The organism is Cytophagales bacterium (assembly GCA_019456305.1).
Classification (GTDB): Bacteria; Bacteroidota; Bacteroidia; order Cytophagales; family VRUD01; genus VRUD01.
In genome coordinates this window covers 15,678-28,722 of record VRUD01000059.1, presented here as the reverse complement: position 1 = coordinate 28,722, position 13,045 = coordinate 15,678, and the positions used below count along the sequence as shown (strand labels likewise).

General features: G+C 40.0%; 11 protein-coding genes. 7 read left to right on the top strand and 4 right to left on the bottom strand.

Annotated elements, in window-relative coordinates:
- A partial coding sequence (locus FVQ77_12585; protein ID MBW8051150.1) for a Fic family protein occupies positions 1-924 on the top strand: 924 nt, incomplete at its 5' end.
- A gap of 113 nt (positions 925-1,037) precedes the next feature.
- Positions 1,038-3,281 carry an amino acid permease gene (locus FVQ77_12580; GenBank protein MBW8051149.1) on the top strand — a complete coding sequence of 748 codons (2,244 nt, stop codon included), beginning with the start codon at positions 1,038-1,040 and terminating at the stop codon, positions 3,279-3,281.
- 71 nt (positions 3,282-3,352) lie between these two features.
- Here FVQ77_12580 and FVQ77_12575 read toward each other — a convergent pair whose 3' ends face one another.
- The 3 genes from FVQ77_12575 to FVQ77_12565 form a co-directional block, all read right to left on the bottom strand.
- Positions 3,353-3,781 (bottom strand): hypothetical protein, encoded by a 429-nt coding sequence (locus FVQ77_12575; GenBank protein ID MBW8051148.1) that lies wholly within the window; start codon positions 3,779-3,781, stop codon positions 3,353-3,355.
- Positions 3,782-4,265: 484 nt separating this feature from the next.
- Positions 4,266-5,390, bottom strand: coding sequence for a hypothetical protein (locus FVQ77_12570; GenBank protein ID MBW8051147.1), 1,125 nt, complete (start codon positions 5,388-5,390; stop codon positions 4,266-4,268).
- A 90-nt stretch (positions 5,391-5,480) separates the two neighbouring features.
- Positions 5,481-6,167, bottom strand: coding sequence for a DUF86 domain-containing protein (locus FVQ77_12565; protein MBW8051146.1), 687 nt, complete (start codon positions 6,165-6,167; stop codon positions 5,481-5,483).
- Positions 6,168-6,245: 78 nt separating this feature from the next.
- On the opposite strand from FVQ77_12565, the gene FVQ77_12560 reads away from it, so the two are divergent.
- The gene (locus FVQ77_12560) at positions 6,246-6,479 is read left to right on the top strand and encodes a hypothetical protein (protein ID MBW8051145.1); all 234 of its coding nucleotides are present in this window, start codon (positions 6,246-6,248) and stop codon (positions 6,477-6,479) included.
- A 285-nt stretch (positions 6,480-6,764) separates the two neighbouring features.
- A complete protein-coding gene (locus FVQ77_12555; GenBank protein MBW8051144.1) occupies positions 6,765-7,154 on the top strand; it encodes a hypothetical protein in 390 nt (129 codons plus the stop codon).
- Between the two features lie 202 nt (positions 7,155-7,356).
- Here the strand turns inward: FVQ77_12555 and FVQ77_12550 are convergent, their stop codons facing one another.
- Positions 7,357-7,641 (bottom strand): hypothetical protein, encoded by a 285-nt coding sequence (locus FVQ77_12550; GenBank protein MBW8051143.1) that lies wholly within the window; start codon positions 7,639-7,641, stop codon positions 7,357-7,359.
- Between FVQ77_12550 and FVQ77_12545 the strand changes: the two genes are divergently transcribed.
- The 3 genes from FVQ77_12545 to FVQ77_12535 are packed head-to-tail and all read left to right on the top strand — an operon-like array spanning position 7,531 to position 13,041.
- Positions 7,531-10,635 carry an efflux RND transporter permease subunit gene (locus tag FVQ77_12545; GenBank protein ID MBW8051142.1) on the top strand — a complete coding sequence of 1,035 codons (3,105 nt, stop codon included), beginning with the start codon at positions 7,531-7,533 and terminating at the stop codon, positions 10,633-10,635. The genes FVQ77_12550 and FVQ77_12545 overlap by 111 nt on opposite strands.
- A 2-nt stretch (positions 10,636-10,637) precedes the next feature.
- The gene (locus FVQ77_12540; protein MBW8051141.1) at positions 10,638-11,741 is read left to right on the top strand and encodes an efflux RND transporter periplasmic adaptor subunit; all 1,104 of its coding nucleotides are present in this window, start codon (positions 10,638-10,640) and stop codon (positions 11,739-11,741) included.
- A gap of 1 nt (position 11,742) precedes the next feature.
- A complete protein-coding gene (locus tag FVQ77_12535) occupies positions 11,743-13,041 on the top strand; it encodes a TolC family protein (GenBank protein MBW8051140.1) in 1,299 nt (432 codons plus the stop codon).
- Positions 13,042-13,045 lie beyond the last annotated feature (4 nt).

Genomic DNA, 13,045 nt, shown 5'->3' with positions numbered 1-13,045 from the left:
AGCTTAAAACAACTAAAATCTATTGCAACGGTTAGAAGCGTTGGAGCTTCAACAAGAATAGAAGGTTCAAAAATGAGCGATGAGGAAGTTGAAGTACTGCTTAAGGACATTGATATTACCAAATTAGAGGATAGAGATTCTCAAGAGGTAGTTGGTTATTTTGAGACTTTAGATTTGATTTCGGAATCATATCATGATATCGAAATATCTGAAAGTAGTTTAAAGAACCTGCATAACATCTTAATGAAATTCAGTAAAAAGGATGAATGGCATAAAGGAGATTATAAACAACACAACAATGCAGTTGAAGCTACCTTTCCTGATGGGACAAAACAAATAATATTTCAGACAACAGAGGCTGGATTTCCAACCCAGGATGCAATGAGAGCATTAATAGATTGGTATCATAATGATAAAAGTACTCATCCACTTGTAAAATGTGCTTTGTTTGCATATGCGTTTGTTAGCATTCACCCATTTCAGGATGGAAACGGACGATTAAGCAGGTTGTTATCAACACTTTTGTTATTAAAACATGGATATAAATGGATTCAATATGTTAGTTTCGAGCATGAAATCGAAAGCAGGAAAATAGAATATTATAGAGTTCTGAGAAATTGTCAATCAAAACGACCGAATGAAAATGTAAGTGATTGGGTTAACTTCTTTTTAGATGCACTAAAGAATATCCAGGAACAACTAATGAAAAAGTTAGAAGTTAAAGGAGTCGAGACACAATTATCGCCAAGAGAAAAAGCAATTATTACATTCATAGGAAATAATGCAGGTTGTAAATCAGGAGATATTGCAAAGAAATTGGGAATACCAAGTCCAACAGTAAAAAGGATATTACCAGACTTAAATGCCAAGAATCTAATTGAAAAACATGGAACCGGACCAGGGACGAATTATTCATTGAAATAAAACGCCCTATAACAAAAACTAAACGGCATTAAAACGCCATTTAGTCAGGTCGTTACCACATATGCAAAAAAAACAGAGAGATTAACGGAATTTTTGAAAAAAGATTTGTAACAATGAAAAACCGTTTTCATTCCTCAAAAACAAAATCAGGTTTCGGCACGCTGCCTGTTTTCCTCACCGCCATTTCTACCATTCTCGGTGCGATCATGTTCCTGCGTTTTGGCTATGCAGTAGGTAATGTGGGATTGTTTTATGCACTCGCTATCATTCTCATTGGCCACATGATTACCATCCCTACAGCTATGGCCATATCAGAAATTGCTACCAATCAAAAAGTAGAGGGTGGGGGAGAGTATTTTATTATTTCAAGATCATTTGGATTGAAGATCGGTGGCGCGATCGGTATTGCTCTCTATTTCTCACAGGCGATCAGTGTGGCTTTTTATGTGATCGCTTTTGCACAGGCATTCCAGCCTATTTTCGACTTTCTTTTTGCTCAGTTTGATCTTCAGGTAAAAGATTATAGATGGGTAAGCCTGCCCGCAGTACTCATCTTAATACGTCTTATTGTTACAAAGGGAGCCAAACTTGGTGTAAAATTGCTCTATGTAGTAGCAGGTGTTCTTTTTGTGTCGCTTCTGTTGTTTTTTTTAGGAGACACGGATCATTCGGTAGCCTGGACAAATATAAATTATTTCGATAAGGTAGAAAACGCAGATAAATTTATTATCGTATTTGCCATTTGCTTCCCTGCTTTTACGGGAATGACCGCAGGAGTCGGGCTGTCAGGTAATTTGCGAAATCCGGCAAAATCAATCCCTTTGGGTACACTGGCAGCAACATTTTTGGGAATGCTGGTCTATGTGGCAATAGTTTTCAAACTCTCACTATCTGTATCTCCTGAAGACCTGGCAAATGACCAGTTAGTAATGAGCAGAATTGCCTTATGGGGCCCGATCATTCCAATTGGTTTGGCTGCTGCTACCATTTCTTCCGCAATAGGTTCTTTTCTTGTAGCGCCCCGAACTTTACAGGCGCTTTCCGGTGACAGGATATTCCCGTTTGCATTTATCAACAACTGGCTGGAAAAAGAAAGGAAAAGAGACAATGAACCTGTGAATGCGGCCCTCTTTACTTCTGTCATTGCTATTGGTTTCGTATTGATAAATGATGTGAACATTGTTGCCAGGATTATATCCATGTTTTTTATGGTTATTTACGGGGCGCTATGCTCTATTTCATTTTTAGAGCATTTTGCTGCCGATCCCTCTTACCGTCCTACTTTCAAATCAAAATGGTATTTGTCACTTACTGGCGCTGTTATGTGTTTTTTCCTTATGTTTCAAATGGATAAAGGATATGCGATACTTTCTATTAGCATAATGATATTGATCTATTTAGGGATCAGTATCTATAAAAAGGACCAGAAAGGATTGATCACACTTTTCCAGGGAGCTATATTACAATTCAGCAGGCAGGTACAGGTCTATTTGCAAAAAGCTGACAAAGATGTACGCGATGAGCACTGGAGGCCATCAATAGTTTGCATTTCATCACATTCATTTAATCGTGTGGCTGCTTTTGATGTTTTAAAATGGATCTCGTACAAATATGGATTTGGCACCTACATTCACCTTATAAATGGTTATTTATCTACCGAGACTTATGTAGAATCTAAATTGGCTTTAGCAAAATTGATCAGTCTGTCTAAGGAAACCAAAAGTAATGTTTATTTTGATACCTTAGTAAGCCCTTCTTATACCACTGCCATTGCACAGGTCATACAATTGCCGGGATTCACAGGTAAGGAAAATAACATGATCATGTTTGAGTTTGGTAAAAACAACCCTGCATACCTCGGAGATATTATTAATAACTTCCAGTTGATGCAATCTACTGATTTTGATATATGCTTTTTACAAAGCACCGAAAAGGGATTTATCGGGAGCCGTACTAAGGAGATCCATATTTGGATCACTTCAAAAGACTATAAAAATGCAAACCTGATGATCCTGTTAGGATACATTATTTTAGGCCATCCCGATTGGAAAAAGGGGAGTATAAAGCTGTTTGCGCTTTATCCCGAGCAAGAATTAGAAGAACAAAAAGAGAAACTCATGTCGCTTGTCAAATCAGGACGACTGTCAATCTCTGCCAAGAACATCAATGTAGTAGCTCAAATACAAAACAAGGATGTCAGGGAATTAATAAATGAAAATTCAGTAGAGGCAGACCTCACCATCGTTGGTTTCAGGAGTGAGGCTATAAAACATAAATCAGTAGAGCTCTTTAATGGGTATGACGATATTGGCAATGTCTTGTTTGTCAATACCAGTAAGGAGAAAGAGATTGTTTAAGTACGAAGTACGAATTTCGTCATTCGTACTTCGTACTTCTTCATTCGTACTTCGTATTTTGGTGGTTTTGATTAAGTGAAAAGCTGAGTATCAGAAGATTTTCTTGATATATCTGATGGATCATCAGTAAATCTCCAAATACCTTCAGCTACATTTACTAAATCAATACCTAATCTTCCAACGAGCTTATCATTTAATACAACTTGATCTTCGGTTTCAGAAATTAAAAGTATTGCATCAATATAAACGGACTGTTTATCCTTGGTAACAACTTTTATTTTTACTTTCTTCTCTATAAAATAAAATTGTACCTCTTTATGTGCAGCAGCCTGATAAGCTACCTTCTTCCCATCTTCTGTAGATAAACCAAGATTATTTTTAGCAAACGACAAAGGCACAAGTATCTCAGGCTCAATGGTTTCATAACCTGAGTTAGCTAAAGCTGATGCATTTGCTTTCACTGATGAGACGTTGATTTCAATGGGTAGCCTTACTGCCATCTTCTTTTCTTGTTAATTTACCAATCCTGTTAAGACGGGTCAATTTACCTATTCTGTTGACCCTTGTAAGCAACCCTATTGTGCCTCGTATTTTTTGTTGCGAGCGAAGCGAAGCAATCTGTTTGTTAGTATCGGTAACTTTATTTTTCATAATTTTTACAAAGCCCCGCACCCCGAGTACTCGGGGTGCGGGACAAAGATATAAATAAATTTATTAACATTCAATCTATTGATCATTTTAACTTTAATGATACCAAATAAGGAGACTCAGGGCGTGGTGTAATGGTTCCTTTTAATGGATCAATGATCAGGTCTAATCTCTCAAGAACAAGCTGTCCGATAAGCGGTTCGCATTGTGGCGGACCAATTAAACAATCTGTTTTCATATATATATAAAAAGATCATAACTTTTAAAAGTTTTTATCAAAAATAAAAAAGGCTTGAATTAAATCCAAGCCTTTTTTTGAAAAGTTAGTTTCAATGTTTATTGCCAATTTATTGTCAGATTAGCAATCTCATTTGGAACATAAGGCATTAAACCGGATAAATCAATAAATGTGTTTGTAAATCCGGTATTAGGGGGAACAGTGGTACCTGAAGATACCCACCCTGTTGGGCCGACAAAATAACCGGGAGCTACTGCATCTTTTAAAAAAGCATCAATTGCTGCCGTATCTGTTATGCCCAAAGCAAATATCTCTTGGGTCAAAACAGTATCTATTGAATAATTTGTAAGCCAATCGGTTAATGTCCAGTCGGCTGCAAGAGTGTTGGAAGGTGGTAAGGCCACCGATGCCACACCAATATCAAGCACATCGTTGCCATGTGCAACAAATGCCCAGTTTTTTCCACCCACATAGTTAGTATCAATGATTGTAATATAGGGATGATGAGAATTTCCCCAGAGATACAATACATCGCCTGTTTTACCAACAAACATTTTGAAGTTTTTCATCCAGTTTTGATCAGTAGAGTCTATGTTGGTAAGAGATACTATCATTTGTTTTTCATAATTATTAGTATTATTTGTTTGATCCTCGCTATATTCAATCCTAAATTTTAAATCAACAGGATTTTCCTCATTTCTGTTCATATTATAAGGATTTAATATTGCAGTGCCTCTTATAGGATTTCGGTTCCAGTATACCTGGACAGCCTGACTACTATCCCCGGAAATAGGATCAATATCAAAACCATCTAATTTGAATTCCCAGGTTACTACACCACTATTATCAACCCAGTTTGTCACCACTTTATAAAATTTAAGTCTGCCATCACCGCCTGTTTCTGAAATTGTACCGGCTCCGGTGACTTGACTAAGTGTAGTTATGATATTATTCATAATTTCTGCTGCAAATTCACCCACATGAATAAACACTCTTAAATGTTTGTATATGTCATCTCCTTCTAACTGATGATTACTACTTATTCTATTCAATGATTGCAAAGAATCAGAGCTAATTGACTCTGGAAGATCAATTGAAAACCTCGCAGGCATAATACTTGTTGGCTGCGGCTCCTTTTCTTTTTCTTTTTTACATGAAGCAGCAAAAATTACAAATAGTAATAATAAAGCTGCTTTGCTGAAGTTTTTAAATAAATTTTCCATGATTAAATTGATTTTAGGGTTAAAGATTTATACAGGGCGCAAAGATATTATCAAAATTTGATTAGTGCAAATAAAACATTGTTTTTTTTTCTACTCTATTAATCTTTTCTCATTTTTCAAAACCTCCCTGATCTTTTTCAGTTCGCCTGGAACTTCATTCTTCGCAATATCATATACCGTTTTTAAATCTATTCCTCCATATCCATGTACAATTCTATTTCTCATATTTACAATTTTTTTCCATTCTATATCACTATATTTCTCTCTTATCTCTTCAGGGATTTTTCTTGCAGCTTCACCAACAATTTGTATTACATGTAATACTGCATTTATTTTTTGCTTATCTTTTTCAAAATCCTTATATTCTATATTTGTAACATACTTCTTTGTCTCTCCAAGATATTCAACCATATCCTCCAAATAGGGTATATGTGTTTTCTTTTTCATTTTTTTTTTCTTTTTTTCTTTTTGTTTTTCACTGTCACCTGTATAAATAATATACGGTATTATATATTTTTTATAGTTTTTTTTTATATCTTTCTTTTCCAATAAGCCCACTTTTACTTTTAGCTTTCTTTTAAAATATTCCTGTATCCTCAAAACCTCTCCAAAGCTTAAATCTCTGATTGCTTCAATAACTATATCTACATCGCTATTTTTGGTTTGTTCCCCCCTGGCGTATGATCCATAATAGCCAACTCGCTCTATCCCATATCTTTTTCTAAGATAAGCTATTGATTTTTCCAATGTATCCTCTACTTGTTTTGAATTTAACATACTCTAAATCCGAAATCCGAAAATGCAAATGTAGGAATAAAATCATAATATTTAAAAAAATTAATTACTTTTGCAGCGATGAATAAAGATACAATTGAAAGAAAACTAAAAGCTGAACTTGTACTTTTTCAAATGTATGTGATATTATTGATGGGTTTGGTTACTGGTGATATAAATTTATTTTTTAAATATGTAGATAATAATGATAAATTTATGTTATATTTATTAATTACCGGTATTATTTTTTTAGTTTTTATAGGATATATGATTATAAAGACTTATTTTACAATAAAAAAACTAACAAAAAATTAAAATTATGTTACCCTGGATCTTACTTATTATTATTTCTTTATGCGTTCTTATCCCTTTTGGTATAATTGCCTTTAGTTATTTTAAAGAAGACAAGCAATAAATTATTGCGTATAAAATCATATAAAACAGATAGGTACCTGCCCGCCATTCGCACCTGCCCGCCACGCACAAAGCCAATGCCAGGTAGGCGGGTAAACAAACGGACAGGCATTATACAATATATTAAATATTTTTTCGTATTTTCTTGCATTATTCAATATTCATAAGTAGATTTGCGCATTAAAGGTGAAAAAGCCAAGCTCCATATTACTATTAGGCATATTTACAATAATGCTTTTGCCGTGGCAGTTGATGTGTATGGCTCACCCTATGGGGCATACACACCACCATGCACCGGGTGAATTAAGCCCGTGTGAACAAAGAAGGTTATGTAAAGAAACAAGTTTTTGGCCTCCGATGGATTGCAATAAACTTTCTGTTAATACAGACGATTACCAGTTACCTCAAAACGGTAAATTAATTTCTTTGGTGCAAACACTTCTTGTTGCAACAGTGTTGCCGGAACTGATTGAAGTTGACTTACCGGAAGATGTTTTTATTCCATTGCCCGACCCGAAGTGCCATTCGGGGCCTCCACCTTCGGGTCACTTACTTCGCGCCCCTCCTTCCGTTTAATTCCTTTTGCAGGAACAGGTATGCTATTGCCCAAATCTTAACGGTTCGGCTTTACTCACGGCTCTTATATTATCATAAAGTGTTCGTGCCTGCACGCCATAGTCCCCCCGAGTACTCGGGGGGACGCAGGCGTGAGTGCTTTACATCCGTGCATTTAAATACCTTTAGTTTCCTGCGAACTCTCTTGGTTTTTAGTTTTTAGTTATTGGTTATGGTTTGATAGTTTTCCCGCCTGCCATAGGCCTTTGGCGGGCAGGTGGTTATAGTTCTTTAGTTTGCAGTTCCGGACTTTATACCATAAGTAAGATGGACAAACCAATAAACTAAAACTAATAACTAAAAAACCACAACCAATAACCAATAACCAACAACCAATATGATCAAACTTTCTTTTCGGAACCCGTACCTGGTACTGGTGCTTGCTACTGTGGTGGTGGTACTGGCAGGGGTGCTGGTTCCAAGGATGCCGGTGGACATCCTTCCACAATTCAAAAAATCCGCTATGCAAATACTTACCCTTTATCCTGGCATGCCTGCGGAGGTGGTGGAAAAAGACATCACAAGCCGTATGGAGCGGTGGACAGGGCAATCGCCCGGTATTGAGAAACAGATCTCGAAAAGCATTATGGGGGTAAGTATGGTTACCAACTTCTACGGGGAGGATGTTGACCCTGCCGAAGCGATGGCGAACACTTCCTCTTATGCGATGAGCGACATGTATTACCAGCCGCCCGGTACGCTGCCGCCAATGGTGCAGCCGTTTGACCCAACGGCAAGCAAGCCGTTGATGTTGTTAACGGTAAGCAGTGAGGTAAAAAGCGGTAAGGAGCTCTATGATATTGCCTATTACAACCTGCGCCAAATGCTCAGTGGCATACCCGGCATTGTGGCTCCGGCTGCTTATGGTGGTACGTTAAGGAGGATTCATATATACGTTGACCCTGTTAAGCTGGAAGCGTTAGGGCTTTCCCAAACTCAGGTAAACGATGCCATTCAGAAGAACACTACGATGATTCCGTCAGGTATTGCTGAGATTGGCATGATAAACTACGCCATAGACGCCAAGGGGATGATTGTAGATGTGAAGGACTTTAACGACATTGTAATCACCTATAAAAACGGTAAACCCATCTATGTTAAAGATGTGGGATATGCTGATGATGCCAGTGTGATCCAAACTAACATTGCCCGTGTGGATGGGAAAGCACAAGTTTATTTGCCGATTTTCAAAAGACCAGGCGCTAATACGATTGCTTCGGTTGAAGGGGTTAAAAAGGCTATCCCGGGTTTGAAAGAAAGAATGCCTGATGATGTGCAACTGAATGTGATTTTTGACCAAAGTTCATTTGTTCGAAATGCCATATCAGGATTGACAAGAGCAGGACTTGGCGGGCTGTTGCTGGTTATAATAGTGCTTGTTCTGTTTCTTGGCAATTTCCGTTCGGCATTTATCGTTTCCATCAGCTTACCGCTTTCCGTGCTTTTTGCTTTTGTGGTGCTTTCCTTTACCGGACAAGCGATCAATAGCATTACGTTAGGCGGCATTGTACTGGTGCTTGGGCTGTTGGTGGACAATTCCATAGTGGTATTAGAGAACATTGACCGCCATTTGAAGATGGGCAAAAGCGCATGGCAGGGCGCTATGGATGCTGCATTGGAAGTAGCTACACCTGTATTGGCTTCAACATTGGTTATCATAGTAGTGTTTTTTCCGGTAATGTTCCTTACGGGAATGGCGAAATTCCTTTTCTCACCGCTTGCCATTACAGTGGCGGGTGCGATGGTCGGCTCATACATTTTTTCGCTGACCCTTGTGCCACTGGCTGCAGCTTACCTTTTTCGCAACGTGTTGCCCAAAGAGGGTGATGCGCCAAAACGAAACGCGCTCGGCTTTTTCCAGCGATTCATTGACCGCTTGCGCAACCGCTACGAACGCAGTTTGATGAAAGCCCTGGATCACAAGTGGAAGGTATTAGGTGGTATTGCAGCGTTGTTCATTTTTTCCCTATTCCTGATGAAGAACCTGGGCTATGAGTTATTCCCACAATCGGATGTGGGGCAAATGGAAATACTGGTACGCATGGAGACAGGAACACCTCTGAATAAGGCAGAACAAACAATTGCAGAAATGGAACAGGTGGTGCGGGATGAATTGGGGGCTGACCTGCACCAGCTAATTTCCAACATTGGCATTTTCTATGACCTGCCTGCTGCCTATACGCCTAATTCCGGCACACAGGACGCTTTTATCGGTGTTCAGTTGAAAGAGGGCCATGCGGTCAGCACGTTTGAGTATGCTTCCCGGTTGAGGGAAAAAATGCATGAAAAATTTCCGGGTATAGAAGTCAGCTTTAACACGGGCGGCTTGATTACCGCTGCACTCAACGAGGGCAAGCCCGCTCCGGTAGATGTACAGATAATTGGTAACGACCTGAAGGTACTGAGGCAGATAGCCGAACGCTTGCAGGATACCATTGCTGCCATTCCTGCAACAAGGGATGTACGCATTTTGCAGCGCATTGACCAGCCGACCAAGGATATTGACATTGACCGGATAAAGGCAGCGGAATTGGGTGTGGAGCCGGTGGATGCCATCAAGAACATTGTTTCTGCACTCAACTCATCGGCCACCTTCGATAAGGCATTCTGGATTGATGAGCGCAACGGCAACCACTATTATGTAGGGGTTACTTATCCTGAATACCTGATTAACGATGAGCATGTGCTAAGCAATGTAACCGCAAGCAGTAAGACCCATGACAAGCCCGTACCGTTCCGAAACTTTTCCAAGATCAGTGAATCTACAAATCCCGTTGAAATAAACCATTACAACCTTCAAAGGGCGTTTAATGTGTATGCCAGTGTTGAAGGGACAGACATAGGCGCTGTTTCTGATGAGATACAAAGGCGGATAGATGCAATGGAATTTCCAAGGGGGTATAAAGTGAATTTCAGCGGTGAGGTGGCTACGATGAAAAGCTCGTTCGCTGACTTGGGGCTTGGTTTGGGACTTGCAGTTATATTGGCCTTTCTCATTATTATGCCCCTGTTCCGCTCATTCCGGCAGCCGCTCATTATCATCATGGCCTTTCCGCTTGGGATTATTGGGGTCGCCTTGCTAATGTGGGCAACGAATACCTACCTGAATATACAATCCCTGATGGGGATTATCATGATGGTAGGGATTGCCGTTTCTTACGGGAACATCCTGATTGACCGCATTAACACATTGTTCAAGGAAGGCAAAGCAAAAATCGAAGCGATCGTTAGCGGAGCTACTGACAGGTTTCGTCCTGTGCTGATGACAGCCGGAACAACCATTTTCGGGTTGCTTCCTACGGCTATGGCTACCAGTGCAGGGTCTGAATCCAACGTGCCATTGGCTATTGCCGTGATTGGCGGTACCTTTATGGCAACGCTGCTAACTCTTTACATTATCCCAATCTTATATTTACTCATTGCTAAAACTAAAAATAATTAAAAATGAAAAAATCTATTATATGTAAAACAACGGGCAGTTTGTCCCTCATTGCTGTCCCGCTGATAGCGGGATGGCTATCGGGTTGCAGCAGCGATGAAAAAACAGCGAATCAAACCACGGGGGATGGTTCGAAAATACAGAATGTTGAAGTAACGCATCCCGGTTATCGTTCATTTGTTGCTGAAATATTGATAACCGGAACGGCAGAGCCAAACCGTGAGGTATTTCTGCACGCTATGGAAAGCGGTTACGTGAAAGCCGTTTACAAAGACATAGGCGATGCGGTGCAGAAAGGTGAAGTTATAGCCGAATTGAACAACCCTGAACTTTACCGACAACGGCAGCAGTTACAGGCAGAAGTAGAAAGCAAACAATCTGTTTACGAACGATTGCAATCTATTTATGAAAAAACCCCTTCAATTACTCCGCTGCAAGTGCTCGAAGATGCAAAGGCAGAATACCTTTCGATGAAAGCAAAATTGGATGCCGCTAATGACCGCATCAGCTTTTTGCGCGTTAAAGCCCCTTTTTCGGGTATTATCACGCAGCGGTTTGTAGATGAAGGGGCAATGGTGCAAAGCGGTTTAACGGAGGACAATCCACAAAAAATTGTAGAGATCCAGGAAATCAGTCCCATCCGTTTGAGTATCCCTTTACCGGGAGCTGATGCAGGAGCGATTGGCAAGGGCATGGATGTGGTTGTAACGTTTCCTGAGCTGCCGGGCGAATCGTTCACCGCAAAGGTGAGCCGCACGGCCAATTCACTGGACAGGAAATCCAAAACCATGCGGGTTGAAATTGACATTCCAAATGCTGATGGTGAAATAAAGCCGGGCATGTATGCCAAAGTCCTGCTGCAAATAAATAGCAGGGACAGCGTGCTTTCCCTTCCTGTAACTGCACAGGTGATTTTTCAAAACCAACCATTCGTAATGGTTGTAGTGGATGGAAAAGTAGAAAGGGTGCCATTACGAAAAGGGCTTTCCAACAAGGACTATTTTGAAGTGCTGAATTTGGAAGTGTCGCCACACGCACAGGTAATTGTACAGGGAAAAGGTTTGGTAAAACCAGGGCAGCATGTTAAACCCGTAAATAAAACCGAATAATATGAAAAGCAGCTATAAAAATATAATGTTCGGATTGTTGTTGCTATTTGCAGCTAACACCGTAACCGCACAAGACAATACGCAGGCCATCAATTTAGAAACCGTGCTGAAATTAGCGGGCGCTGACAACCTGGTTATTCAGCAATACCAACAGAGGTATGAATTGGCCCTTGCCGATAGAGCCAAAGCAAGGGAATGGTATTTGCCTACGATCTACGGAGGTGCAACCACCCATTACCTGACCGGCGCTGCCATGAATGCAGACGGCCGTTTTTACCAGGATGTTGAGCGTAATAATCTTTGGGGTGGTCTTGGCCTTTTTGCAGAATGGGATATTAGCAAGGGGCTTTATGGTTCTCTTGCTGCCAAACAAAAAGTAAAGGCGGCAATGCACCGTAGTACAGCTGAAAGAAACCAGGCGATTTTACAAGCGGTGCATACCTATTATGACTTACAGGTAGAGCAAATGAAATATGTTGCGTTTAACAAATTGGTTAGCCAGGCAGACACCATAGTTCAGCAAATAAGAATCCAGGTTGAAGTTGGCATACTTTTTAAAACGGAATTGCTATTGGCAAAAAGCAATTACAATCACCTGAAGATCGCTGCATTACAATCTAAAATTGATTTTGAAAAAAAATCTGCCCTTTTGGTGAATTTGCTCAATATTGAAGAGGATGTAGTGTTGGTAAGCGCTGATACCGCCATTGTTCCGGTGAAGATGGTTGAAGATATTCCGGACAGTTCCCAGGACATCTATACAAAAAGACCCGAATATAGGAGCTTGCAGTTAGGTTTGAGATCTATTCAAACCGAAAGAAAAATGACAACTACAGGCTTGCTGATGCCAAAAGTCAGACTTGGCGCTTACGGATCCTCCTTTGGGTCATTAGATTCAGGGTTTGTTCCAACCAATGAGCTTAACTTGTCTTTACTTTGGCAAATCCCAACCGGTAGATTACTATACAGAGGAGATTTGAGGCAATTTAATGCCAGAGTGATGCTGCAGGAAAACAGCATTGAACAGCTTAAAAACCAGGTACGGCAGGAAGTTACAGAAGCCAAATCACGACTGAGATCAGCAACAGAGCAGATGGAAATTGCCGAAGAATCCCTGCAATTATCTGCAGAAGCGCTAAGCCAAAGTATTCAAAGGCAAAAATTAGGCACCGTAATACCTTTTGAAGTATTCCAGGCACAGGAGTTTTATATGAAAGCACAAATAGATTACCTGCAGGCGATCAGCAGCCATAATAAGGCACAATATAGTTTATATATAGCGATGGGGAATAACCTGTAAAGCC